The sequence below is a fragment of the Shewanella sp. 10N.286.52.C2 genome (assembly GCF_002874545.1).
Classification (GTDB): domain Bacteria; phylum Pseudomonadota; class Gammaproteobacteria; order Enterobacterales; family Shewanellaceae; genus Shewanella.
In genome coordinates this window covers 1-24976 of sequence record NZ_MCTV01000006.1, presented here as the reverse complement: position 1 = coordinate 24976, position 24976 = coordinate 1, and the positions used below count along the sequence as shown (strand labels likewise).

The 24976-nt window shown below is 41.6% G+C and carries 24 protein-coding genes and 1 tRNA gene; 17 read left to right on the top strand and 8 right to left on the bottom strand.

Annotated elements, in window-relative coordinates:
• The 4 genes from BCU94_RS03195 to nhaD all read left to right on the top strand — a co-directional run bounded on the left by BCU94_RS03195 (window position 1) and on the right by nhaD (window position 5646).
• Complete coding sequence (locus BCU94_RS03195) at window positions 1-1725, top strand: chloride channel protein (RefSeq protein WP_102439263.1); 1725 nt, start codon at window positions 1-3, stop codon at window positions 1723-1725.
• A 145-nt stretch (window positions 1726-1870) separates the two neighbouring features.
• Window positions 1871-2890: an aspartate carbamoyltransferase gene (locus tag BCU94_RS03190; RefSeq protein ID WP_102439264.1), complete on the top strand. Its 1020-nt coding sequence runs from the start codon at window positions 1871-1873 to the stop codon at window positions 2888-2890.
• 27 nt (window positions 2891-2917) lie between these two features.
• The gene (gene hemL / locus BCU94_RS03185; RefSeq protein ID WP_102439265.1) at window positions 2918-4210 is read left to right on the top strand and encodes a glutamate-1-semialdehyde 2,1-aminomutase; all 1293 of its coding nucleotides are present in this window, start codon (window positions 2918-2920) and stop codon (window positions 4208-4210) included.
• Window positions 4211-4398: 188 nt separating this feature from the next.
• Window positions 4399-5646, top strand: coding sequence for a sodium:proton antiporter NhaD (nhaD, locus tag BCU94_RS03180; protein ID WP_102439266.1), 1248 nt, complete (start codon window positions 4399-4401; stop codon window positions 5644-5646).
• A gap of 162 nt (window positions 5647-5808) precedes the next feature.
• Here nhaD and BCU94_RS03175 read toward each other — a convergent pair whose 3' ends face one another.
• Together BCU94_RS03175 and BCU94_RS03170 are read right to left on the bottom strand one after the other, a co-directional pair.
• A complete protein-coding gene (locus BCU94_RS03175) occupies window positions 5809-6930 on the bottom strand; it encodes a general secretion pathway protein GspB (protein WP_102475598.1) in 1122 nt (373 codons plus the stop codon).
• Window positions 6930-8546: an ExeA family protein gene (locus tag BCU94_RS03170; protein ID WP_102439268.1), complete on the bottom strand. Its 1617-nt coding sequence runs from the start codon at window positions 8544-8546 to the stop codon at window positions 6930-6932. Before BCU94_RS03170 ends, BCU94_RS03175 begins: the two co-directional genes overlap by 1 nt.
• 142 nt (window positions 8547-8688) lie before the next feature.
• Between BCU94_RS03170 and BCU94_RS03165 the strand changes: the two genes are divergently transcribed.
• Window positions 8689-9918: a multifunctional CCA addition/repair protein gene (locus BCU94_RS03165; RefSeq protein WP_102475597.1), complete on the top strand. Its 1230-nt coding sequence runs from the start codon at window positions 8689-8691 to the stop codon at window positions 9916-9918.
• A 276-nt stretch (window positions 9919-10194) separates the two neighbouring features.
• A complete protein-coding gene (locus tag BCU94_RS03160) occupies window positions 10195-10461 on the top strand; it encodes an Lpp/OprI family alanine-zipper lipoprotein (RefSeq protein ID WP_076542485.1) in 267 nt (88 codons plus the stop codon).
• A 155-nt stretch (window positions 10462-10616) separates the two neighbouring features.
• On the opposite strand, the gene BCU94_RS03155 is transcribed toward BCU94_RS03160, so the two are convergent.
• The 4 genes from BCU94_RS03155 to folB all read right to left on the bottom strand — a co-directional run bounded on the left by BCU94_RS03155 (window position 10617) and on the right by folB (window position 13311).
• Window positions 10617-11444 carry a methyltransferase domain-containing protein gene (locus BCU94_RS03155; protein ID WP_102439270.1) on the bottom strand — a complete coding sequence of 276 codons (828 nt, stop codon included), beginning with the start codon at window positions 11442-11444 and terminating at the stop codon, window positions 10617-10619.
• A gap of 127 nt (window positions 11445-11571) precedes the next feature.
• The gene (locus BCU94_RS03150; RefSeq protein WP_102439271.1) at window positions 11572-12372 is read right to left on the bottom strand and encodes an undecaprenyl-diphosphate phosphatase; all 801 of its coding nucleotides are present in this window, start codon (window positions 12370-12372) and stop codon (window positions 11572-11574) included.
• A 17-nt stretch (window positions 12373-12389) separates the two neighbouring features.
• A complete protein-coding gene (gene folK / locus BCU94_RS03145; RefSeq protein WP_102439272.1) occupies window positions 12390-12893 on the bottom strand; it encodes a 2-amino-4-hydroxy-6-hydroxymethyldihydropteridine diphosphokinase in 504 nt (167 codons plus the stop codon).
• Between the two features lie 64 nt (window positions 12894-12957).
• The gene (gene folB, locus BCU94_RS03140; RefSeq protein WP_102439273.1) at window positions 12958-13311 is read right to left on the bottom strand and encodes a dihydroneopterin aldolase; all 354 of its coding nucleotides are present in this window, start codon (window positions 13309-13311) and stop codon (window positions 12958-12960) included.
• Between the two features lie 241 nt (window positions 13312-13552).
• Between folB and plsY the strand changes: the two genes are divergently transcribed.
• Window positions 13553-14161, top strand: coding sequence for a glycerol-3-phosphate 1-O-acyltransferase PlsY (plsY, locus tag BCU94_RS03135; protein ID WP_102439274.1), 609 nt, complete (start codon window positions 13553-13555; stop codon window positions 14159-14161).
• A 90-nt stretch (window positions 14162-14251) separates the two neighbouring features.
• Here plsY and tsaD read toward each other — a convergent pair whose 3' ends face one another.
• Window positions 14252-15265, bottom strand: coding sequence for a tRNA (adenosine(37)-N6)-threonylcarbamoyltransferase complex transferase subunit TsaD (tsaD, locus tag BCU94_RS03130; protein ID WP_076541076.1), 1014 nt, complete (start codon window positions 15263-15265; stop codon window positions 14252-14254).
• Between the two features lie 237 nt (window positions 15266-15502).
• Here tsaD and rpsU point away from each other — a divergent pair, with 237 nt between their 5' ends.
• The 10 genes from rpsU (at window position 15503) to BCU94_RS03080 (ending at window position 24614) form a co-directional block, all read left to right on the top strand.
• Entirely contained in the window at window positions 15503-15718 is a 216-nt protein-coding gene (rpsU, locus tag BCU94_RS03125; protein ID WP_055024252.1) for a 30S ribosomal protein S21, read from the top strand.
• Window positions 15719-15725: 7 nt separating this feature from the next.
• Window positions 15726-16169, top strand: a complete 444-nt coding sequence (locus BCU94_RS03120) for a GatB/YqeY domain-containing protein (protein ID WP_102439276.1) — start codon at window positions 15726-15728, stop codon at window positions 16167-16169.
• An 84-nt stretch (window positions 16170-16253) separates the two neighbouring features.
• Window positions 16254-17981, top strand: a complete 1728-nt coding sequence (gene dnaG, locus BCU94_RS03115; RefSeq protein WP_102439277.1) for a DNA primase — start codon at window positions 16254-16256, stop codon at window positions 17979-17981.
• Window positions 17982-18125: 144 nt separating this feature from the next.
• Entirely contained in the window at window positions 18126-19955 is a 1830-nt protein-coding gene (gene rpoD, locus BCU94_RS03110) for an RNA polymerase sigma factor RpoD (protein ID WP_102439278.1), read from the top strand.
• A gap of 215 nt (window positions 19956-20170) precedes the next feature.
• A tRNA-Ile gene (locus BCU94_RS03105) sits at window positions 20171-20247 on the top strand.
• A gap of 175 nt (window positions 20248-20422) precedes the next feature.
• Window positions 20423-21661: an integrase domain-containing protein gene (locus BCU94_RS03100; RefSeq protein WP_102475596.1), complete on the top strand. Its 1239-nt coding sequence runs from the start codon at window positions 20423-20425 to the stop codon at window positions 21659-21661.
• Window positions 21662-21750: 89 nt separating this feature from the next.
• Entirely contained in the window at window positions 21751-22926 is a 1176-nt protein-coding gene (locus BCU94_RS03095; protein ID WP_102475595.1) for a hypothetical protein, read from the top strand.
• A 126-nt stretch (window positions 22927-23052) separates the two neighbouring features.
• Window positions 23053-23322, top strand: coding sequence for an AlpA family phage regulatory protein (locus BCU94_RS03090; protein ID WP_102475594.1), 270 nt, complete (start codon window positions 23053-23055; stop codon window positions 23320-23322).
• Complete coding sequence (locus tag BCU94_RS03085; RefSeq protein WP_102475593.1) at window positions 23315-23749, top strand: hypothetical protein; 435 nt, start codon at window positions 23315-23317, stop codon at window positions 23747-23749. Before BCU94_RS03090 ends, BCU94_RS03085 begins: the two co-directional genes overlap by 8 nt.
• A 292-nt stretch (window positions 23750-24041) precedes the next feature.
• Window positions 24042-24614: an inovirus-type Gp2 protein gene (locus tag BCU94_RS03080; protein ID WP_102475592.1), complete on the top strand. Its 573-nt coding sequence runs from the start codon at window positions 24042-24044 to the stop codon at window positions 24612-24614.
• 7 nt (window positions 24615-24621) lie between these two features.
• Here the strand turns inward: BCU94_RS03080 and BCU94_RS19870 are convergent.
• Window positions 24622-24976: tetratricopeptide repeat protein (locus BCU94_RS19870; protein WP_133149776.1), on the bottom strand; the 355-nt coding region annotated here is incomplete at its 5' end.

Genomic DNA, 24976 nt, shown 5'->3' with positions numbered 1-24976 from the left:
GTGCAATTCAAGTTTAGTAAAGCCGCTATTATTCACACCAAAGCAGTTACACGCAAATATCTTCGTAACGATTTGAGAGATAAACTTTCTCAAGCGAAAATTAGTGTGCAACTTTGTGCGTTAGCGCTTCTATTTGCTCTCATTACCTCCGGTGTGATCATCTTATTTCGCTTAACCTTGAACTGGGCACAAGTGTATACCCTTGCTGAAGCCACCCATTTCACTGACACAGTCAGTGATTGGCGCACTTACTTACCCATTTTAGGCGCATTACTTATTTGGTTGGTGGCTGGTATTGGTTCCAAACGCTATCGCCGTATGGGCATTGCCTATGTCTTACACCGATTCAAATTACATTACGGCAAAGTGCCGTTACCATCGGCTGCGGGTCAGTTTTTTCAAGCATTAATTGCGCTAGTGGCAAATTTTTCAGTGGGTAAAGAAGGCCCAGCTATTCACCTTGGCGCGGTGAGCGCGAGCTTTTTAGCTGAAAAATTTAAATTGCCTGACAACAGTGTGCGCATTATGTGTGCCAGTGGCATTGCTGCAGGTATCGCCGCCATTTTTAACGCGCCATTAGCCGCTGTATTATTTGTATTTGAAGTGATTGTGCGCGAATACAAGATTCATTACTTCTTTCCGATCATGCTTTCAGCCATATGTGGTGCATTATCAAGCCAGTTAGTTTTCGGCAATATTCATGAATATGACTTAATCAACGTCACTCGTATTCCGTTAGATCAATACCCAATTCTTGCCATAGGCGGTATCGTTTTAGGCTGCACTGCGGCGCTGTTTAATCACTCATTACTTAAAATGACCGCCATTGGTCAGCATTGGCCTTTAATTTATCGATTAATGATTGCCGCGGTCATCACCACCTTAATCGGCTTAATACTGCCACAAGCACTAGGCTCTGGTGATTTAGCCATTGAAGCCGCCATTAGCGAGCATCCAAGTTTATGGTTTTTAGGCGCATTGCTTGTGGCTAAAATAATCGCCACCATTGCTGCAATCAGTTTTGGCATTCCTGGTGGCTTAATTGGCCCCTTGTACGGAATAGGGGCATTAATTGGCGCCATGTTAGCCCTTGTTAGTGCGATTTTTTTCCCGTCAATTGCGCCTTATGTTGGCCTTTATACCGTGATCGGAATGACGGCGATGATGGGGGTGTGTTTAAGTGCGCCACTAGCCGCATTAGTGGCACTATTAGAGCTCACCAATGACGCTGCGATTATTTTACCTGCCATGTTTGTCACTATCCCCGCCTTTTTGATTGCCTATCAGGGCTTTAATACCAATTCGGTTTTTTTAAAACAATTGGACATTATGGGGCTTGGCTATAAAGTGCCGCCGGTTAATCTTGGGCTGCAAAAGAAAGGCGTACGGGCGCTGATGGATAAACGCTTTGTGATCGTTAATGACGATAATGACTTACTGCTTGAAGTCATGAAACGTGCGCAAGGCCGCCCAGTGATGGTACGTAATGCTGATAACCAAATTGAAATGCTCAGCCTTGAGATGCAGTCCTTTGAAGATAAAACCACCCTTTCACGGCATTTGATGCACGGCGTTGCTGATACCGCAACCTTAAATGAAGTGTACGAGCTATTGTCACTAAAACGCAGTGGTGAAGTGTATATTTATCAGAATAATACCAATAATGTCGTTGGGGTCATTAGCTGGGCTAACCTATGGCAAGAAATCCGTTCTGGGCAAGTATAATTGGCGTGAGATCTTAAATAACAGAAATAATCATTAGCATGATTTAATATTGGTTCACTCTCTGTTAAAATCTCGCCTCAGCCACCCTACATAACCACTGAGTAGATAGTTCTATTTACTCGCCTAATAATTGGAAATCAGGCTGATGACACAGTTTACAGGTTCTCACATCCTTTCAGTTAACCAACTGAATATTGATTCAATCAACACTATTTTCAACGTTGCCAATGATATGACCCCTTATGCACTTCGTGAAAAACGAACCAAAGTGCTTGATGGCGCCATTTTAGGTAATTTATTTTTCGAACCTAGTACTCGCACTCGAGTCAGCTTCGGTTGCGCATTTAATTTACTTGGTGGCAACGTAAGAGAAACCGTCGGCATGGGCTCATCCTCATTGTCTAAAGGTGAATCACTTTACGATACAGCAAGAGTATTATCGACTTATTCAGATGTTATCGCTATGCGCCACCCGGACGCTTTTTCAGTTAAAGAATTCGCACAAGGCAGCCGCGTTCCTGTGATAAATGGCGGTGATGGCGCTAACGAGCACCCGACACAGGCTTTATTGGATTTATTTACCATTCAAAAAGAATTGGGGCATCACGGACAAGATATCAGCGGCATGCACATTGCCATGGTCGGTGATTTAAAACATGGTCGCACGGTACATTCCTTGTCACGTTTGTTATGCATGTATAAAGATGTGAAGTTCACATTAATTTCACCAACTGACTTAGCAATGCCTGACTATGTGATCAGTGACATTGAAAATGCTGGTCATCAGATCACAATTACAGATCAGCTAGAAGGTAATTTACATCAGGCTGATATACTCTATTTAACTCGCATTCAGGAAGAGCGATTCCCTTCACAAGATGAAGCGGATAAATATCGCGGAAAATTCCGTTTAAATCACAGTATTTACACCAAACACTGTAAATCTAACACTGTGATAATGCATCCATTGCCAAGAGACTCTCGTGCTCAAGCCAATGAATTAGATAATGATTTAAATAGCCATCCTAGTCTGGCAATTTTCAGACAAGCTGATAATGGCTTACTTATAAGAATGGCACTTTTTGCTCTAACACTTGGGGTTGAAAATCAACTACAACAATACGAGTGCCCCGTTAATTGGTATTCACGCAAAGCCGATAAATAATTGGCTAACGACTTAAAAGGATTACACATGACCCGCTCAGAAGCGCTTTTTGAACAGGCTAAACAAACCATCCCTGGTGGCGTTAACTCTCCAGTCCGTGCATTTAATGGTGTCGGTGGCTCGCCACTGTTTATCGAAAAAGCCGATGGTGCATATATCTTTGACGCTGATGGTAAAAAATACATCGATTACGTTGGTTCTTGGGGCCCAATGATCCTTGGCCACAATCACCCACAAATTCGCCAAGCAGTATTAGACGCTGTGGAAAATGGCCTTTCATTTGGTGCGCCGACTGAACTTGAAGTCAAAATGGCTGAAAAAGTGATTGAGATGGTGCCATCAATTGAACAAGTTCGTATGGTAAGTTCTGGTACTGAAGCGACCATGAGTGCGATTCGTTTAGCACGTGGCTTCACTAACCGTGACAAAATCCTTAAATTTGAGGGTTGTTACCATGGCCATGCTGACTGTTTATTAGTAAAAGCAGGTTCTGGCGCGTTAACTTTAGGTCAACCTAGCTCACCAGGTATCCCTGAAGATTTTGCAAAGCACACACTTACCGCGGTTTATAACGACCTAGATTCAGTACGTGCTATCTTCGAGCAACACCCTGAAGCGATTTCTTGTATTATTCTTGAGCCAGTTGCTGGCAACATGAACTGTATTCCTCCGGTTGCCGGCTTCTTAGAAGGCCTGCGAGCAATTTGTGATGAATTCGGCGCATTGATGATCATTGATGAAGTAATGACAGGCTTCCGCGTGTCTAAAAGCGGCGCTCAAGGTCACTACAATGTGAAACCAGATCTTACTACCCTAGGTAAAGTAATCGGTGGCGGCATGCCAGTGGGCGCTTTTGGTGGTCGTAAAGATGTGATGCAGTTTATTGCACCTACTGGCCCAGTTTACCAAGCAGGTACTTTATCAGGTAACCCAATTGCGATGACTGCAGGTCTTGCACAAATGGAAGCCCTTTGCCAAGACGGTCTTTATGACGAGTTAGCAGCAAAAACTAAACGTATTGCAGAAGGCTTTAAAGCCGCTGCAGACAAGCACGGTATACCACTTAACATTAACTATGTTGGCGGCATGTTTGGCTTCTTCTTCACTGAAGACACCAGCCCTATTACTAGTTTTGATCAAGTGACTAAGTGCAACATGGAGCATTTCCGTAACTTCTATCACCTTATGCTAGATGAAGGCGTTTACTTAGCACCAAGTGCTTATGAAGCAGGCTTCTTATCAATGGCTCATGGCGAAGAAGAACTTGAAATGACCCTAGCGGCAGCAGATAAAGCTTTTGCGGCGTTAAAAGCACTGTAATCGCCCGATAAAATAAAAGGGGGTTGATAGCATTGCTATCAACCCCTTTTTAACCAAATAAGAACAAAGTTGCAACAACCCTGTTTATGTGATGAAATTCCGCGCACTGAAACAAACCAATATTAACTTGGTTTGCCTACTTTCATTTTAGCAATCTAGCTTTGCTAAGCAGCAATGGAAATATCAATATGTTTGAAGTCTTTCTCATATCGCTGGCAGTACTTGCCTTACTCAGTATTGTGTTTGAAGAAGTCACTCATATTAACAAAGCCAAAACCACGCTATTTCTCGGCTGTATTGCTTGGATTAGTTTATTCATCTCTGCTGCTGGCACCGACAAAACCCCATTCATTGCCGCAGAGTTAAACGACAATTTACTGGAAATTGCCACCTTGTGGTTATTTCTCATGTCGACAATGACCTTTGTGGCTTATCTCAACGCCAAAGGCATGATCCAGCTGTTAGTACAAAAAATCTTTCCGCAGCAAGTTTCTGTCAGAATGCTGATGCTGCAAGTCGGCCTTTTTGCACTGGTACTATCCACCTTCTGTGACAATGTCACTGCCACCTTGGTGTCCTTAGGCTTATTAACCACATTTAATTTAGCAAGTCGAATGCGTCGCCGTATGGCAGTATTAATTATCTTCGCGGTTAACTCAGGCGGAGTAGCCTTGATAACGGGTGATGTCACCACCTTAATGATATTTCTTGCCGGTAAAGTGCAAATGTCACAACTACTGATTTTGTTTTTACCTGCCGGCATTAGTGTGATGCTATTAGCGCTGTTATTCTCTCTAAACGCTGAAGGTCATGTCAGTACCACACCGGTAGATAAACAACTAAACCCTATTGATATCATTATCGGACTGATTTTCTTAGTCACGATTGTTCTGACAATGCTATTTAATATCTTATTTGATATTCCGCCCGTGCTTACCTTTCTTGCTGGATTATCGGTGATGTTTTTAGTTGGGCGTACCAGTCACACTAAAAAAGAAGAAATTCAAATTTTAGAGTACATTCGCCAAGTAGAATTTGACACTTTACTATTCTTTTTAGGGATTTTATTGCTTGTAGGCATGCTCAAGGAAATTGGCACTTTGGAGCTACTGACGCAGGCTTATGGGCTGTATAACCCAGCGATATCGAACTATTTTGCCGGAGTTGGCTCAGCAATTTTAGATAACGTACCACTGACTGCGGCGCTACTTAAAGCAGAGCCAGTACTCACCACAGCCCAATGGTTAGGTTTAACCTATTCTGTCGGTGTCGGAGGCTCACTACTAGTCATTGGCTCTGCTGCGGGGATTATTGCCATGAGTAAGATAAAAGAGCTCACCTTTGTGAGTTACTTAAAATACTTTCCTGCATTATTACTGTGTTACTCCGTGGGTTATGGCTTAACGATTTTAATCGCTAATCAGATCCATAGCTAAGGTGTTAGCTTTCAGACTAAGCGCTAAAATAATCAGAGCTAATAACTAAGCGCTAATAGTCTGTGCAGGCCCGATACTCTGCGCTAGTAGCACACATAAAACAATAAAGGCGCCATTGGCGCCTTTATTAAAATCAGAGATTAACTAAAGAAGTTACCCAAACTAAATTGCTGGCACTTTAAACTCTGAGCCATCGATTTCAAGTACCACATCTCTGGGTCTAATTTCGATAATTTTAAGCTTACCACTGATCACATCGCCTTCTTGAAGCTCTGCACCATCAATGTTTAACCAGCGATTATTTGCATCAGAAGAATAGACATGAGCCTGAATATTAAACTCTGGTACTTGTAATTGCACACTGGCAGGTAGCTCACCGTATTTAGGGATGCTATCTGATTTCGGAGTAGGGATTGGGTCAAACTCAGCTTCAGTCACAGGTTTATTGGCTGATTCTTCATATTCAACATCTTTAAGAGCGGCTTGAAAAGCGGCCATTAAATTATTCGATTGCTCAGCAGTTAACTGATTTTTTTCTGGGGTGTTTTGGGTAGCGGTCACTTCATTGCTCACGCCTTGCTGCTCAAAATTGACGTTTTCAACTGCGGTTGCCACTTTCATCTGCAGTGCAGTTAAATCCGATGTTTGCTTGTAGTTAGAATTGGCCCCTAAAATAATCGCATCTTCGCCATAGAGCGCGGTTAACTCAGCGGCAGTTAACTGCCGTTGAGGGTCATTTTTGCTCGCATTTGCAGTACCTGTTGAACTTACTGCGGTGGCTGCAAGCTCATTTTGCGATGCTGAGCTTACTTGACCTCGATTACTCTCATTCAAGCGATACTCATACTGGGTATTATCACCACTATTTGATGGACTCTTTGCAGGTGAATCACTTGAAGATAAGTTATAGCCAGCAACAGCTTGTGGTTTTGCCAAGGGCAAAGCCACTTTATTGGCAATTCTTATCTCACCACTATCTTCTTGAGCGGTATTGGAACTCTGGCTTTGCTGCGATATGGCTTGCTTAACAGTCGCATTTTCCTCATAAGAGGTCTGTGCTGAATTCGCCGTTAAAGTCGGTTTCACTAATCTCGCTAAGCCCCAAGCAGATAACACACCTAATAAGATCACTGAGATTAACACCAGCGCCTTGGCCCAAAGCTGACGTAACCAATGCTGGTTAGTCGCTGGTTTATAACCAGCCCTTGGGGTTAATACCGCATCAGGTAATTCGCCCATCTGTTGCTGTTTTTCTTTGGTCACGGCATCTAATAAAATAGACATTAGCTGCGCCCTACTTTAGTTAATCTTGGGCCTTGCTTGCTGAGGTATAAGTTAAGCTGCACCAAGGTTTGGTTCCCTGCTATGCCATCAGATTTAAGTCCATGTTGACGCTGAAAGGCCATTAAATCTTGCTCTAAGGTATCATCGAAACGGTTTAATAATCTCGGCGCTCGTTGTTGCACCAAGGCTAAGTTATTTTCTAACCATTGAATTTGCGACAAACTGGATGTTTGACCAATTTCACTTGGCATTACTCCATCGGTTTGCCATAAAATTTCAAAGGTGCCGCTAAAATGACGGTTAAACCAATCCTTGCTGACCCAAAGCTGCTGCTCATTTAATTGCAGTAAGACTTGCTCACCTTCGCGAGCTACCACAACCCCATAGAATTGCTTAGCTTGCTGATCTTCTAAATACACCACCGCCGGGTAATTAAGCCTTGCAATACTGTTCCAGTTCCCCTGCTGCTGATGGCACAACAGCCCTTGCTCAGTCGCTGCTTGGCAAGAAGATAAACCAATAATGGGTTGTTTTCCCCATAAGGCAAACAGTCCAGCAAATGCATTATCAATGCTGCGACTTTGCGCCATTGCGGCGCGGACAATGCTTTGATTGCGATTAACTTGTGTTAATGCCACAGGGACAACATCTTCAATAACAGCTACTTTATCAACCGCTTGTTTATTGACTAAAGCACTCGCCTGCTCTGAGCCGACCTGTTGAGGAAAAAAGCCATAAAAAGACACCCCAAAGGTAATCACTAATGTCGCAGCAATGGTTAAAGGCCAATGGGAGCGAGTCTCAACCGGCATTTCACCTAATACTTCAGCAGCAGCTTGCTTAACCATATGCTGATCGATTGGCACTTTTGATTGGCCATAACCGGCCATTAAGGCTCGTTCACACAACAGGTTAGTTAAGCGTGGAATACCGCCACTGTACTTATGTAATGCTTTGCAGGCTTTTTTAGAAAATAACGGCTCAAAACGCCCAGCGACTTGTAATCGATGTTGCACATACAAGGCTATCTCTTCAACGGTCAAAGGCAACAAATGATATCTTGCGGTAATTCGCTGGGCTAACTGACGTAGCTCTTGACGCTTAAGCAGTTGCTGTAATTCTGGCTGGCCAATAAGAATCACTTGCAGCAGTTTTTTGGTATCTGTTTCAAGGTTAGTCAGTAATCTTAGTTGCTCTAACACCTCAGGGCGCAAATGCTGCGCTTCATCGATAATTAATACGGTATTGCGGCCATTTTTATGATTATTGAGTAAATACTGGCTGATTAAGTCGGTCAGTTGTTTAATTGATGGAGCATCACCATAGCTAATGGCAAGTTCATCACACAAGGTTGCCAGTAACTCTTGTTCAGTTAATGAAGGATTAAGTATAAAAGCAGTATCCGTGTGCTCAGGTAATTGCTTTAATAAACAACGTGACACAGTGGTTTTGCCAGTGCCAACCTCACCAGTTAATAACACGAAGCCACCGGTCTCGCCCAGACCATAGGTTAAATGCGCTAATGCTTCTCGGTGACGGTCGCTTAAGAACAAATAATGTGGGTTTGGTGCGATTGAAAATGGATTATCATTTAATCCATAAAATGCTTTATACATCTGGCCAAAAATCCTTATCTATAACTGACGGCTCAAGTTATATCTTGCAGTACTGCTTGTCAAAATTTAGCAGCAGAAATGTTAGTCGTGCTAAGATTTATCTTAAGATACTTAAGATAAAGCTCCTTAGGCAAAAACATTTATGAAAATCTATTTAGTGGGTGGCGCTGTACGTGACGGCATTTTATCACTTCCAGTCAAAGATAAAGACTATGTGGTAGTGGGCGGTTCAACCGAGGAGATGTTCGCCCTTGGCTATAGTCAAGTTGGCCGTGATTTCCCCGTTTTTTTGCACCCTAAAACCCAACAAGAATATGCCTTAGCACGTACCGAAAGAAAAAGCGGCCAGGGGTATTCTGGTTTTAGCTGCGATGCCAATAAAGAGGTAACACTGGAACAGGATTTACTGCGTCGCGATCTAACCATTAATGCCATGGCCCAAGATGACCAAGGCAATCTATACGATCCCTATGGCGGCATGGAGGATATTGAAAGTCGCCAATTACGCCATGTGTCGGATGCATTCATTGAAGATCCATTACGGGTTCTGCGGGTTGCCCGATTCGCGGCGCGTTTTGCCCACCTTGGTTTTACTATCGCCCAAGAAACAATAGCACTGATGCAAAGTATCTGTGACTCAGGCGAGTTAGCGTATTTAACGCCTGAGCGCGTGTGGCAAGAGCTAGATAAAGCTTTAAGTAGTCAGAACCCTGAAGTCTTTTTTGAGCAGCTGCGTAGTTGTGGGGCGCTTAAGGTGCTATTTCCAGAGATAGATGCCTTGTTCGGCGTACCTCAACCTGAAAAATGGCATCCAGAAATTGACTCAGGCATTCATACCATGATGGTATTGCAAGCCTCGGCTAAGCTCACTGATAAAAAAACCATTCGTTTTGCCGCTTTGGTTCATGATTTAGGTAAGGCCATCACCCCTGCAGAGCTTTGGCCAAAACATCATGGGCACGGCCAAAAGGGCTTACCGATAATCAAAAAGCTAGTACAAAGAATTAAAGCCCCAAATGAATACAAGGAATTGGCACTGCTGTGCAGCGACCAACATCAAAATATCCATAATGCGCTAGAGTTACGCGCTGAAACCATTATAAAGATTTTTGATAAGGGTGATTTTTGGCGCAAACCGCAACGCTTAACAGACTTACTATTATGTTGTCAGGCCGATATTCAAGGTCGAACAGGTTTTGAGCAAGCGCAGTATCCTCAAAGCGAGTTTTTAACCCATTGCTTTAACATTGCTAAAGAGGTCGATGTGCAACAGGTGATTAGTGATGGGTTTAAGGGCGCAGAAATTAAACAGCAGTTGAGCATACGCAGAGCTGAGGCCATTAGCCTGTATAAAAAAAGCCAAGTACAATAAGCGTTGCAATTGTAACGTTTAAGCATTCGTGATGCACTAAACGAAACCTTAGCACTACTTCAATATCAGAGTGATTAACCTAATACTAACGCCGTAGATTATGCCTTTTTACAAATTTCTACAGATGAATATCCTTATATTAATTGGGTTTACGCTGTTTTTTATGATTTTTTTTGCCATTTTGTGTAGCAAAATACAATAGCTGTGACATAATTAAAAGGCTGTTGGGTATTACGCCTCAGCAACTTATTACAACCTATAATGAAGGGATTTTCCATGAACAAGAAAGTATTAATGATTGCTGGTGTTGCTATGACTGCTCTTATCGGTGGTTGTGCAAACACTACTGCTTTAGAAGAAAGTGTTGCTAACCTAGGTAACAAAGTTGATCAACTATCTTCTGAAGTTAGCTCTTTAAAATCAGAGCAAAGCAAATTATCTGCTGATGTGAAAGATTCTAAAGCAGCTTCTATGGACGCTCAAGCTGAAGCTAAGCGTGCAAACGATCGCATCGATAACATGGCTTCTTCTTACAAAAAGTAAGAAACCATGAAAATTAGCTTATTTTTATAGGTTGATTATTAAGGCTTGAACATAGTAAACAGACTTAAGTCGTTTACCATTTCAAGCCTTAATTGTATCTGCAGGATTAAATCAACATAAGGGTATGCCGCGCAAACGTTAACTCTGTAATAAACTTACTTGGCTTCTGCTAGCTTTGCAGTAATCAATACATAATCAAATTCTAACCCTGTCACAGGATGACTCTTAATTTGATGCTTTAATTGATCATTAACCCGCCATGCAAGGTGGTTCATCTCCAACAGTGTCATCGCTTGTTCGCCGCTCACATCACCAGTAAAGCTAATCGATTTTGTATTAACCACTTCAATCTGCTTGGGTAAATTCAACTGCAATGGCTTTTCCGCTAAATTGTCATATACCTGCTGCTTCAGTTGCCATAAATGCCGAGGACCGGGCACTAACATTAATAATCGACCGCTGTCTTTTAACACCCTTAGGCACTCTTTACCTTTTAAAGCCACGTCAAATAGCGACACGATATCTAAACTGTTATCAGCAAAAGGTAACTTCTTATAAGGGGTAAGGATTAGACTAGCTGGGGTATTTTCTTTGCTGGCTGCAAATAGTGCGTTCTCAGCTTCAGAAACGCCCCAATGGCTAACATCAACATTAGTGCTGGTAGCAAGGTGTCGCAAATATAGACCATCTGCACAGCTAAAATTCAGGTGCTGTAGTTCGGTGCGCCCATCAATCAATTGATTAAATGACTCACTCAGTTTATCCATTAACGGTTTAAATAAGTCTTCAGCCATAAGAAAGCGTTTCGAGCGCAGTTGCTGACGTGACTCATTCGCGCCCTTGAACTTGGTTGAGGTAACAAAGGATAAATAGCCTTGGGCATTTTTATCAATATGATGCTTATTATCACAATAGTAGCCTGCTGAGGCCTGATGATAATGCAATGCTGTCGCACACTTAGGGCAGATCAAAATTGAGTTCATTACAGAAAACGTCCTAGACTTTACAGCTAAATTTAAGGAATAAAAAACGGGTGATAACACCCGTTTTTTATTTTATTAATCATTGATGATTTTGTCTCTCATAATGATTAATCTATTGTGGTTTATATTACAGGAATATAAAGCCACATAATACTGCGCCAAGAGTTAGGCGATACAGCACAAATGGGGTCATGCCAATCTTGCTGATAATTTTCAAGAAAAAGTAAATACAAGTATAGGCTGCAAAAAACGAAACCACGATACCCAGTAGCACCTCACCGTAATTAATCACCAAGTCACTTGAAACGGCATCTTTAGTCATTAAAATCGCCGCACCTAAAATCACCGGTATTGACATTAAAAATGAAAAGCGTGCTGCAGCTTCTTTGTTTAGACCTAACATCAAAGCGGCGGTGATGGTAATACCTGAACGTGACGTGCCTGGAATAATCGCCAACGCTTGAGCAAAACCAATTAATAGCGCCTTTCTCCAACCGGTTTGATACTCGGTTAGCTCATTACGGGCCATTTTATCACCGACCCACAACAGCAAACCAAATATAACTGTTGTGATAGCAATTACCCCAGGGCCACGAAGGTAGGTTTCGATTAAATCTTTTGCCATAAAGCCAAAGAACACCGCCGGTAATGTCGCTAAAATGATCCACCAAGCTAATTTACTGTCTTGGGTATGAACACCTTTAACCATGCTCGCTATCCACGCATTGAGCATGAGCCATATTTCTTTTCTAAAATAGATCACTACCGCTAATAATGAACCAATATGAACAGCGACATCAAAGAAAAGACCTTGATCTTGCCAGCCTAAAACTTGCGCCGGCAAAATCAGGTGAGCGGAGCTTGAAATCGGTAAAAACTCTGTTAGCCCTTGAATGATGGCAAGTATAATAACCTGAATGGTTTCCATGATTGTCCTTTATAATATTAACGTGTCAGTGTTGCAGGGAAGTCAAACTCAATCGGCCAAATATGCTGGCTAGATTTATCGTAATTATCCCAAAGTAATTGATAGGGTTGATGCGTTATTGGGTGAGTTAATTGCGGCGCAATTTCTGCCAGCGGCCACAATACAAAAGCATTAAATAAAATCTCACCTCGAGGCAGTTCAACCGGTTGCTGACAAATTTCATTATCATAAAGCAGTAAGTCGATATCTAAACTTCGTGGACTAAATTTTTTTTCACCGCGAATGCGGCCATTTTGCTTTTCTATTCGTTTAAAGCTGGCAACTACCTCAGCAATACTCATATCGGTATCAGCTGCGGCCACCATATTTAAAAAATTGGTACCTTGAAACCCAACTGCTTCACTTTCAAACATCCTTGATAACTGTAATGGGCCAAATTGCTGCTGCAAATCAATTAATCCTGACTGCATGTGTGCAACAGGGTCAATATTAGTGCCTAGACTGATATAAATACGTGCCATTAACTCACTCTGTAATATAAAGAACAAACATGAAAAGATGATTAAATAGTGCTAAAACATGTTACTAAAATTGACCGCGCTCAATAACCACACCAACAGAGACTGCAGTAGGTACCGCACCAGGTTTCATCACTGTCACTTTAACGCCTTCAACCTTAAATTCAGTCATCAAACACTCGGCAATCATTTCTGCGACAGTTTCAATTAGCTCAACGGGTTTTTGAGTGATTAATGCAGTGAGGCGATTAGACACACTTTCGTAGCACAAGGCATGTTGATAATCATCAGTGGCAGCAGCCATTTTATTATCCCAAGCCATATCTAAATCGATGAGCAATATTTGCTGTATTTGTTTTTCCCACTCGTAGATCCCTATTACAGTTTCAATTTTTAGCTCGCGAATAAGTACTTTATCCATGCTTTCTCCGAGTTTTACTCATTTTTTTAAAAAAACAGCCTAAAAAAGCTGATAATGACATCAATTAACCGTTATCATGATTTTTGTCTTTTTCCTGAGCAACTAAAGCAGTAGGATAATGGCTAGCTATTTATGAATGATAACCATTCTAAATAGCGTTTTAAAAGCTGATAATAACCATTAAGATCAAGTGATATAAATTAATGGGCGATGATACCCTAAGAAGACTAAGGACACCAATTTGAGCGCTGTTACAATCACAATATTGATGATTATAACCGCCTACCTAGCCGGTTCTATTTCAAGTGCCATTTTGGTTTGTAAATTAAGAGGTTTACCCGACCCTCGCACTGAAGGCTCAGGCAACCCTGGGGCAACCAACGTACTTCGTATCGGTGGCGCAAGCTCTGCTGCCTTAGTTTTATTTTTCGACATGCTTAAAGGCGCCGCGCCCAGCTATTGCAGCTACTTACTCGGTCAAGATGCGGTGTCATTAGGGCTCATTGCCATCGCAGCTTGTTTAGGCCACATCTACCCGCTCTTTTTTAACTTTCAAGGCGGCAAAGGCGTAGCAACTGCCTTTGGCGCGATGGCTCCTATTGGCGGCGATTTAGCCGCCATGTTAATTATTACTTGGTTAGTATTTGTAATTATTACTCGCTATTCATCATTAGCCGCCATTTTAACTGCAATACTTGCACCAGTTTACACATGGTGGTTAGACGAGCGCTTTGTCATTCCAGTGGCAATGCTCTCTTTATTAATTGTCATTCGCCATAAAGATAATATTAAGCGCTTGAGAGTGGGCGAAGAAAGCAAGCTTTCCCGTAAGAAAAAACAAGCTAACTAGTTTTAACTCAAACTATCTAACTGATTATATTATTGATATAAAAAAACCTAAGCCATGGCTTAGGTTTTTTCATATCAGGTAATGACTTAATTACACAGCAGACAAGGTATCTAATGGCCAGCGCGGCTTGCCTTCTACCTCTAACGACTCCACCTGCCCAGCTTTTAAGCGCTGTAAGCCAGCAAAAGCGATCATTGCACCATTATCGGTACAAAACTCACCTCTTGGATAAAACACCTCACCATTTAACTTAGCCATCATGGTCGCTAAATTTTCTCTTAACCGAGTATTAGCGCTCACTCCACCTGCTACAACTAAGCGATTATAACCTGTTTGTTTTAATGCGCGTTGACACTTAATCGCTAAAGTATCCACCACTGCCTCTTCAAAAGCGCGGGCAATATTGGCTCTTGTTTGCTCATCATCAGGCTCTTTAGCGATGGTATTCGCGGTAAAGGTTTTTAAGCCTGAAAAGCTAAAATTAAGCCCTGGTTTATCTGTCATTGGTCGAGGGAATTTATAACCTGCCTCAACACCTTTTGCTGCTAACTTAGCTAAACGTGGCCCACCAGGGTAATCAAGCCCCATCAGCTTAGCGGTTTTATCAAATGCTTCACCAGCAGCGTCATCAACCGATTCACCTAACACCTGATAACGGCCAATGCCTTCTACTTGCACTAACATTGAGTGACCGCCAGATACCAGCAGAGCAAGAAAAGGGAACTCAGGCGCATCATCTTCAAGCATTGGCGCTAATAAATGCCCTTCCATATGGTGAACTCCAATTGCAGGCTTGTCCCACGAATATGCCAATGAACGCCCAACACAAGCGCCGACTAATAGCGCGCCAATTAATCCAGGTCCTTTAGTAAAAGCGATGCCATCAATATCATCAACAGTAGAGTTAGCCTCTTTAAGCGCCTGCTTAATCAATGGAATAATTTTACGCACATGATCACGAGATGCTAATTCAGGCACAACACCACCATAATCTGCATGTAATTTCACTTGGCTATATAAAGCATGGGATAATAGTCCCTGCTCATCATCATAAACAGCGATTCCAGTTTCATCGCATGATGTTTCAATACCTAAAACCCGCATAGCATCTCGTCTTGATAAATTTGTAAGGGCGGCAATTCTACCTGTTGAGAAGATTTTATTCCACCAAGCATAATCATCAGTCTCAAAAAAATGACACCTTGATTGTCATTTGCGATTAACAAAGGGGTTTACAAAAGCATCGTAATCGATGTAGAATTCGGCACCATTTTAAATAGCCTTGGTTAATCTACCAAAACAGGTAGTGCCAAATTAACTACACCTAAGGGGTGATGGCGTATGCCAATTATTAAAGTACGTGAAAACGAACCATTCGACGTAGCTCTTCGTCGTTTCAAGCGCTCTTGTGAAAAAGCAGGTATCTTAGCTGATGTTCGCGCTCGTGAATTCTACGAGAAGCCAACTTCTGCACGTAAGCGCGCAAAAGCTGCCGCTGTTAAGCGTCTAGCTAAGAAGCTTTCTCGCGAAAACGCACGTCGCGTACGTTTATACTAATCTCACTATGAGCCTAGTCGAACAGCTAAAAGACCAAATGAAAGAAGCTATGCGTGCCAAAGATAAGGCGCGTTTGGGGACAATTCGTATGGCACTGTCTGCCATTAAACAGATTGAAGTGGATACCCGCGAAACTCTGACTGATGAACAGACAATAGCCGTTTTAACCAAAATGGTAAAACAACGTCGCGATTCTATAACTCAGTATGAGTCAGCAAATCGCCCGGAGTTAGCAGCAGCTGAAGCAGCAGAGATTCAAGTCATTGAAACTTTCTTGCCTTCTCCTTTAACAGAAGAAGAAGTTGCCGCAATCATTGATGAAGCTATCTCTCAGGTAGGTGCATCAACCATGGCGGATATGGGCAAAGTAATGGGAGCATTAAAATCTAAGGTTCAAGGTCGTGCAGATATGGGTGCCATTGGCAGTCTAATCCGTGCTAAATTAAACTAACAGATCGTTAATGTGTGAATAAGCCGTGCACCTTGCACGGCTTGTTTGTTTTATCTATTTGGTAATGCGAGACCTATAGCATTTATGGCGATACCTCGTGACTTTATCAATGAGCTAATAGCTCGAACTGACATTGTTGATCTAATTGATCACCGTGTACCTTTGAAAAAAGCAGGGAAAAATCACTCTGCATGTTGTCCTTTTCATAGCGAAAAATCACCTTCTTTTACCGTCAGTCAAGACAAGCAATTTTACCACTGCTTTGGTTGTGGTGCTCATGGCAACGCCATTGATTTTATCATGGAATATGATCGACTAGAATTTGTCGATGCCATTGAAGAGCTTGCCGGTAAACTCGGACTCGAGGTACCAAGAGAGCAAGGTACTGGTCCTAAAAAAGATCAAAGTTTAAGTCGTGACTTATACCAATTGATGGAAGAAGCGAATCTTTATTATCAAAATCAATTGCGTCAACACAGCGACAAACAAAAAGTTGTAGATTATTTAGAATTCAGAGGGCTCTCCAGTGATGTTGTAGAGCATTTTGGAATCGGTTTTGCGCCAGATGGTTGGGATGGACTATTAAGTCGATATCGCCAAAACCCTGCAGCACAAGACAAATTACTCACCGCCGGAATGCTAATTGCCAACGATAATGGCAAGCGATATGACCGCTTTCGCGATCGGTTAATGTTTCCTATTCGCGACCGCAGAGGCCGAGTTGTTGGCTTTGGTGGTCGAGTTTTAGGCGATGGAACACCAAAGTACTTGAATTCGCCAGAAACGCCCATATTTCATAAGGGAAATGAGCTTTACGGTCTTTACGAACTCAAGCAAACCCATAGAGACCCACAACAAGTATTAATTGTTGAAGGCTATATGGACGTTGTGGCACTTGCCCAATTTGGTGTTGATTATGCCGTTGCATCACTTGGCACAGCAACAACCGCTGAACAATTTCAGCTGTTAGTGCGTAGTGCTAAAGAAGTCATTTGTTGTTACGACGGTGACCGAGCAGGTAAAGAAGCCGCTTGGCGTGCACTAGAAACCGCACTGCCTTTATTAAAGCCTGGTGATGTCGTTAGGTTTATGTTTTTACCTCAAGGCGAAGATCCAGATACCATGGTTCGCCAAGTAGGCAAAGACGGTTTTGAAGAGTTAATGGTCAGCGCCCTCGACTTACCGGCGTTTTTATTTGAGACCTTAACCAGTAAATTCGGTAGTGATAAAAGCTCATTGGCTAAACAAGCTATGTCGCTAATCGAACGTGTTCAAGACACTGTGTTACAGAATTTATTATTAGAAAATCTCGCCCATAAAATTGGTATGAATAGCGCAGATGATCTAAAGAAAAAGTTAGGTTTTGCAGTAAAACAGCAACAACCTATGAATAAAAAAGGTTTACAAGGGCGTGGTACCCCACTGCGATTAGCCATTGCATTATTAGTACAACGTCCAGAGTTAGGATATGGCTTAGCTGTACAACCCTCACTTGCACATTTAAAGATTGCTGGCATCGAATTGCTCAGTGATTTATTGAATTTAACTCGAGACCGAAAGTTAAACAGCGCACAACTACTTGAGATTTATCGTCAGCATGAACAAAAAAATGCGTTGATAAAATTGGCCCAATGGGACCACCAAGTGGCGGATGAAAACCTAGTTCAAGAGTTTAAACAATCCCTGATCTGGTTGAACAATCAATATATTGAACAACGCTATCAGGAACTGAGTCTTAAACAAACTCTAAATAAAGCTGAAAAAATTCAGCTCACGAAGCTTATTTCTATAATGAAAGGCATTGCTAAATAACATCTTTTATTAAAAAAATGTTCCCTTAAGTCATGTCATGGACTAGCGTACTTTAGTTCATAGAGCTATAATTGACGATTTGCTTGACACTTTGCCTCGGCAGGTGTCCAGTCGTTATTTCAGTTACCAACTTGGATGATATCTATGGAGCATACTCCGCAGTCGCAACTTAAATTGTTGCTTGCTAAAGGTAAAGAGCAAGGTTATTTAACCTATGCTGAAGTCAATGACCACTTGCCAGCTGACATGGTCGATTCTGATCAGATTGAAGATATTGTCCAGATGATCAATGACATGGGCATCCGCGTGTTTGAACAAGCGCCAGATGCCGATGACATGATGATGTCTGAGGACAACACCGACGAAGATGCAGCAGAAGAAGCTGCAGCAGCGCTTGCAACGGTAGAAAGTGAATTAGGTCGTACCACTGACCCAGTACGTATGTATATGCGTGAAATGGGTACAGTTGAGTTATTGACTCGCGAAGGCGAAATCGTCATCGCAAAACGTATTGAAGAAGGCATTAATACGGTTCAAAGTTCTGTCTCTGAATATCCGCAAGCGATTGCGATGATTTTAGAGCAGTTTGATAAGTATGAAGCTGACGAAATACGTTTAACTGACATTATCGCAGGTTTTGTTAACCCTGATGATGATGACGTAGCACCAACAGCAACACACGTTGGTTCTGAGTTATCAGAAGAAGAGTTAGAAGACGAAGATGATGCCGAAGATGCTGAAGACGAAGAGGAAGGCCCAAAAGGTCCAGATCCTGAAGAAGCTAAAGAGAAGTTTACTCAATTACGCGAAGTGTTTGAAAAAGGCTTAGCTGTTATTGAGAAAAAAGGCCGTGATCACCCTGAAGCCATCGGTGCTTTATTTGTCATTGGCGAGCTTTTCAAAGAATTCCGTTTAGTACCAAAGCAATTTGATCGCTTAGTAAAAAGCATGCGTTCTATGATGGATCGCGTACGTGTACAAGAGCGTTTAATCCTTAAGCTTTGTGTTGAACAAGCTAAAATGCCAAAGAAAAACTTTGTTAAGTTCTTCACCGGTAATGAAACTGACTTAACTTGGTTCCATGCTGAAATGAGCAGTAATAAGCCTTATGCTGAAGGCTTACGTATGGTTAAAGACGATGTGATTCGTTGTAGCACTAAACTTGCTGCTATCGAAGAAGAAACCGGCTTAGTCATTCGCGCAATTAAAGACATCAACCGTCGTATGTCAATCGGTGAAGCAAGAGCTCGTCGTGCGAAGAAAGAAATGGTTGAAGCGAACTTACGTCTAGTAATTTCTATTGCTAAAAAGTACACCAACCGTGGCTTACAGTTCTTGGATTTGATTCAAGAAGGTAACATTGGTTTGATGAAAGCTGTAGATAAGTTCGAATACCGTCGTGGTTATAAGTTCTCAACTTATGCAACCTGGTGGATCCGTCAGGCGATTACTCGTTCAATTGCTGACCAAGCACGTACCATTCGTATTCCAGTACACATGATTGAAACGATTAATAAACTTAACCGTATTTCACGTCAAATGTTACAAGAAATGGGTCGCGAACCAACACCTGAAGAATTATCAGAGCGCATGTTAATGCCTGAAGATAAGATCCTTAAAGTGCTGAAAATCGCTAAAGAGCCAATCTCAATGGAAACACCTATTGGTGATGATGAAGATTCGCACTTAGGTGACTTCATTGAAGATAACACGCTTGAGCTACCATTAGACTCTGCTACAAGTGAAAGTCTTAAAAATGCCACTCATGAAGTGCTAGCAGGCCTAACAGCCCGAGAAGCTAAAGTGTTACGTATGCGTTTTGGTATTGATATGAATACCGACCATACCCTTGAAGAAGTGGGTAAACAGTTTGATGTAACCCGTGAACGTATTCGTCAAATTGAAGCAAAAGCACTACGTAAATTGCGTCACCCTTCTCGCTCAGAAATCTTGAAGTCTTTCTTAGACGAATAGAGTCTCACTAAGAAGTTGCAACAATAATGAAAGCCCGTTAATTCGGGCTTTTTTTTGCCTCAAAATTACTTTATTTAATATAAAAAACCTCATGATTGCTTAACAGATAACCAATTGAATCTTTTAGTCACAATTCTCAGCAATTGGCGGGTGACAACCGTGAATAAACTTCGTATACTTCTTTCCGCTTTCGATAGTGACGACTATCTTAAGTCGGCCCCTTAGCTCAGTTGGTTAGAGCATACGACTCATAATCGTCAGGTCCCCAGTTCGAGTCTGGGAGGGGCCACCAATTTATGGATTAAAGACGCTTTTTAGCGTCTTTTTTTCTGCCTAAAATTCAGTAACACCCTCGTTTGTCTGCCATTATCACGACCAGCAAGACTTAAAGACGATTTGTAAAACTCAAACTTTGATGTACCATCGATTGTACCAACAGCTTTTGGCAATCATTTTATTGGTACATTATGGCAAAAATCATTACACCTTTAAGCGATACACAGGTAAAGCAGGCTAAAGCCAAAGAAAAGGAGTATACCCTTGCTGATGGCAACGGTTTACAGCTTAGAGTGCGGCCTAACGGTTCAAAGTTATGGATATTGAAATACTCACAGCCATATACAAAGAAGCGTACCAACCTTGGTTTAGGCAAATACCCTGATGTTTCTCTATCTAAAGCTAGATCACAAAGAGACGATGCCCGTAAACTGCTAGCCGATAATATTGACCCCAAAGATCACCGCGATGAACTGAGTCAGCAAAAAAAAGAAGCCATAGAAAATACATTTGGGGTGATGGCTAACAAATGGTATCAACTTAAATTAACCAAGGTTAAAGAAGAAACAGCCAATCACGCATGGCGAGCAGTCACTAAACATGTACTGCCAAAACTGGCCAATGTACCAATCAGCACCATCAAGCCAAAAGTTATTATTACCTTGCTAACTCCAATAGCAAACAAAGGCAACTATGAAACGGTCAACCGCCTATGTCGCTATATAAATGAAGTTATGCGCCTTGCGGTCGCTGAAGGTATTATCGAAGTTAACTACCTTTCTGATGTCACCAAGTTATTCCCTGCCGCCAAGAAAACTAATATGCCCACCATTAAGCCAGAACGTTTACCTGAGCTTATGCGAGCCATTAGAGAGGCTAGGATCACCCGTACAACCCAATGCTTGGCATTATGGCAATTACATACAATGACCCGACCAATAGAGGCAGCTACAGCACATTGGGATGATATTGATATCGACAATCAGGTCTGGGTGATACCTGCCGAACGTATGAAAATGAAAAAGCCGCATACTATCCCACTTACAGAGCAAACCTTAACACTACTTAACACCATTAAATCAATGTCGGATGGAACAGGTTACCTATTTACCAATCATCGAGATCCGTTGAGACATGCCAATAGCCAAAGTGTGAATGTAGCGCTGAAGCGTATGGGCTTTGCTGGTGAACTGGTATCTCACGGCTTGCGCGCACTAGCCAGTACCACTCTAAATGAACAAGGCTTTGATCCCGATGTCATTGAAGCTGCCTTAGCGCATGTCGATAAGAATGAAGTGAGGCGCGCTTATAACCGAGCTGAATACTTAGAACGTAGACGAGTATTGATGTGCTGGTGGTCTAAGCATATTGTACAAGCAGAAACTTCATTTTACATAACAAAAACAAAAGGCTTAAAAGCCGTTAACTAGTTTTACGAAGCCTAGGGTAGCTCCCGAAAGAAGTTGATTACCTACCAACTTTTGGCTTAGTAAATTAAGTAGGATCGCGAGGGTGTACTGTGGATATTAGACAGCAATCATTCTATACATTAGAACAACTAGATTCGTTAATTGAGTTACCGATTCAACAAGTGATTAACTGTATCAGTGGATTGAAAAAAAACGATTCAGATAAATTACTAGCTGAGTACATTGAATTTAAAGGTTTAGTTAAATCTGTAAAAGGCGAAACACCTGAAGTTTTTTATGTTGATGGAATTTTTGAGGTTAACAAAACTGAATTTATTTCAATAACCGATCCAGACGAACTCTGCTCCGTGGCTCAATGCTTACTAAAAGAATTAAAAGGAACAGAGCATTACCAAAATAGTAAAGTACTGATAGGTAATATTTATGAGCCAATCACGCCTGAAGGGTACAATAAACCCAAATATAGCTACCTTCAATTCGAGTCACTGGTGAATCGACTAGGCATACCTTTAAAAAGCTATTGGCCAGTTGGTCAAGAGGATTTCAACTACAATATTGATTTACTGAATCAAAAAAGTAACTTTACGTTAGAGGAGGCAAGCAGGATTGCGGGCAATGCGCCCCTTCAAGATCAACAGGGTACTTTTTATGACGTTTCACTTGTAGAACATTACAAAGAAATTTTATCTGAATGTGTCAAAGGGCAAAATCAACATGGCTTCCATTTATTCACAACTGAATTATGGTGCCACTCATACTCTGAGGACATTGGCGAGTGTAGTAAGCGTTATGATAACGGTACTCACTTAAAAGTCAGTGCCAATATAGACATAGACCTTACCATAGTATCGAAAACAGAGTTTTTGAGATGGTGCAAATATATGGATATTAATACAGGGCTATACAACAGCCAAAAGGCCATCGATGAATCAGTTGCGAGTTTAAAGCTTAATAACGAAAACCTTACAGCCGAAATTAAACGCCTCAAGGATTTTACACACGAAATTATCAGTGAGAAAAAGCAGCTAATCGAATGCGTGAAAAACATTACTTATCCTCCAGAATTGCAGCTTGCTGTCGATGCTTATAAGCAACTCTGTTTAGGGCAAGAAAAACCACCGACCAATAAAAAAATAGAAGAATGGCTACAAACAGAGAGCAAATCTCGAGGCATTACCCATAAAGATGGAAGTAAAACGCTTAAAGGGCTTAGTGAAAAAAAATTATCAACAATACCTTCAATCATAAAATCAGTTAAATTATAACTACTTACTACAGGGGTTACCTAGATAACCCCCAATCCATAATTGGGTAATCCCATTTGCCTAACCCCCAGTCTCAAAGTTTTTAATAAACCTGAATCGTTCAATAACTGACAAAGGTAATTAAAAATGGATACCAACAACTTTTATCAACTGATCCGTAGACCAGAGGTTTTAGCATTAACTGCAAGATCTAAATCAGCACTTCACCTAGATGAGAAAGCAGGACTTTTCTGTCCAGCTATATCTATTGGTTTTAGAGCAGTTGCCTACTTAAAAATCGAAGTTGAAGCCGTTATTCAAGCTCGTATAGAAAACCAAACACCTGAACAGATCAAAGCCCTTGTTACCACTCTCATTAAGCAACGTAGCGAGCATAAGGGTGGAAACTATGAATAAGATATTATTTACCGCACCTGATGGCGCACTACCTGAAGCTAGTAGCCCAGCCTATAAGCTACTCCAAATACTGGCTGAAAATGGTAAGACACCTCGCGATGTACTGTGTGAAAAACTTGGTGGAGGCTTTCGCTCTTATCTACAACAGTTAACGGGTGAGTATTATCAGTACTGGTTAATTCGTAACGAGAAAGGCGTTTTTAATGGCCGTAAACAATCGCTGTACTGGATTGATAAGCGACACTTCAGTTGTGACTGGGAGCAAGAGAAAGACGCTAGAGCTATCGCCAGAAAGCGCTATAAGGATCGTTCTTACTATGGCTGTAAGAACGCTTTTGTAAGGTTACAAAAAGCCGAAAAGGAAAAGGACGAAGCTGACAAGGAGTATCGGCAGCGTATAGAAAGCAAAAAGCCCACTCAGAGCTAATCTAAGCAGGCTTTAATTTGAACTTGCTGGTGGTTGTAGTTGGCGAACCGCACCACCAGCAGTAAATGGAGTATAAACCAGAAGTGTAGTTAGTGACCACCAACCATGTAAGTATTACAACTATTGGCTTGATTGTTAATGGCTACTATTTATTGGTTTTTGACCCTATATATTGAAGTCATTAAATCAAATAAACTTTTATATGGTAATACTTTAACTATGAGGTGCGGTCATCAAATTGCTAGGTAATTGATAATATCCTATTCACTGTTCACTTCGTTTTATAAGCAATATGCCCTATATAACCAATGACCGAGCGATAACAATAAATGGTGTAACTTGGTGGGTAAATTCCAAAGGTAGTGGCTTAGAGGTTAACTCAGTTAAAGCCATGATTAACCAAGTCAATGCGATGATGAGCCATCACAGTAAGGTTCACTTACTTCGCTTTGATTTACGAATGAGCCAATACACCAATGATAATAAAATCATCACCATTTTTAACCGTAGGCTTCATCGCTGGCTGGTTCGTGAGTATCAGTTGAGAAGTGACCGCATAGGCTATATCTGGTGTCGTGAAATGGAAACGGCTAAACAGCAGCATTATCACTATGTATTAATGATTGATGGCCATAAGGTAAGACACCCAATCAAGATACTAGAAAAAGTCAGAGAGATTTGGCAGCAGCATCTAGGCGGCTCTGAGTTCACACCCAAAAACTGCTATTACAACTTACACCGCGACAACTTTGAATCACGCCAAAAAGCAATTTGGCGCATATCCTATTTAGCTAAAGCACGAGGTAAAGGCTACAAGCCAGATCAAACAAAAAACTACAGTACAAGTAGGATTAAGCCGAAGTAACGAGCGGCTAGCCACACTCTTTATAATCAGAAGCTAAACACTTTTGTGACATTGATTGAGCTTCAAGTATCTCTTCTTTAGTCATTGTCGGGGTAATCAATTCAATAGTTCCCTCAGTGTCATGGCCGTTATATCTCGCTAAATTGAACCACATATAAGCCTTCTTATAATTTAGCAAACCCGCATTACCAGTGAAATAATAAATGGCTAAATTATTTTGTGCCATAGCATCCCCTTGTTCAGCAGCTTTGGTGTACCAATAAACCGCTTGCTTGTCGTCCTGTAGCACACCTCGCCCCTTGTCATAAAAAACACCAAGATTATACTGGGCCCGAGCAAGACCCTGTTCAGCAGCTTTGGTG

Bases quoted from the DNA above. Each gene is read 5' to 3' on its own strand.
- BCU94_RS03190 (WP_102439264.1), top strand. From the start codon at position 1,871: ATGACACAGTTTACAGGTTCTCACATCCTTTCAGTTAACCAACTGAAT.
- hemL (WP_102439265.1), top strand. From the start codon at position 2,918: ATGACCCGCTCAGAAGCGCTTTTTGAACAGGCTAAACAAACCATCCCT.
- nhaD (WP_102439266.1), top strand. From the start codon at position 4,399: ATGTTTGAAGTCTTTCTCATATCGCTGGCAGTACTTGCCTTACTCAGT.
- BCU94_RS03175 (WP_102475598.1), bottom strand. From the start codon at position 6,930: ATGTCTATTTTATTAGATGCCGTGACCAAAGAAAAACAGCAACAGATG.
- BCU94_RS03170 (WP_102439268.1), bottom strand. From the start codon at position 8,546: ATGTATAAAGCATTTTATGGATTAAATGATAATCCATTTTCAATCGCA.
- BCU94_RS03165 (WP_102475597.1), top strand. From the start codon at position 8,689: ATGAAAATCTATTTAGTGGGTGGCGCTGTACGTGACGGCATTTTATCA.
- BCU94_RS03160 (WP_076542485.1), top strand. From the start codon at position 10,195: ATGAACAAGAAAGTATTAATGATTGCTGGTGTTGCTATGACTGCTCTT.
- BCU94_RS03155 (WP_102439270.1), bottom strand. From the start codon at position 11,444: ATGAACTCAATTTTGATCTGCCCTAAGTGTGCGACAGCATTGCATTAT.
- BCU94_RS03150 (WP_102439271.1), bottom strand. From the start codon at position 12,372: ATGGAAACCATTCAGGTTATTATACTTGCCATCATTCAAGGGCTAACA.
- folK (WP_102439272.1), bottom strand. From the start codon at position 12,893: ATGGCACGTATTTATATCAGTCTAGGCACTAATATTGACCCTGTTGCA.
- folB (WP_102439273.1), bottom strand. From the start codon at position 13,311: ATGGATAAAGTACTTATTCGCGAGCTAAAAATTGAAACTGTAATAGGG.
- tsaD (WP_076541076.1), bottom strand. From the start codon at position 15,265: ATGCGGGTTTTAGGTATTGAAACATCATGCGATGAAACTGGAATCGCT.
- rpsU (WP_055024252.1), top strand. From the start codon at position 15,503: ATGCCAATTATTAAAGTACGTGAAAACGAACCATTCGACGTAGCTCTT.
- BCU94_RS03120 (WP_102439276.1), top strand. From the start codon at position 15,726: ATGAGCCTAGTCGAACAGCTAAAAGACCAAATGAAAGAAGCTATGCGT.
- dnaG (WP_102439277.1), top strand. From the start codon at position 16,254: ATGGCGATACCTCGTGACTTTATCAATGAGCTAATAGCTCGAACTGAC.
- rpoD (WP_102439278.1), top strand. From the start codon at position 18,126: ATGGAGCATACTCCGCAGTCGCAACTTAAATTGTTGCTTGCTAAAGGT.
- BCU94_RS03100 (WP_102475596.1), top strand. From the start codon at position 20,423: ATGGCAAAAATCATTACACCTTTAAGCGATACACAGGTAAAGCAGGCT.
- BCU94_RS03090 (WP_102475594.1), top strand. From the start codon at position 23,053: ATGGATACCAACAACTTTTATCAACTGATCCGTAGACCAGAGGTTTTA.
- BCU94_RS03085 (WP_102475593.1), top strand. From the start codon at position 23,315: ATGAATAAGATATTATTTACCGCACCTGATGGCGCACTACCTGAAGCT.
- BCU94_RS03080 (WP_102475592.1), top strand. From the start codon at position 24,042: ATGCCCTATATAACCAATGACCGAGCGATAACAATAAATGGTGTAACT.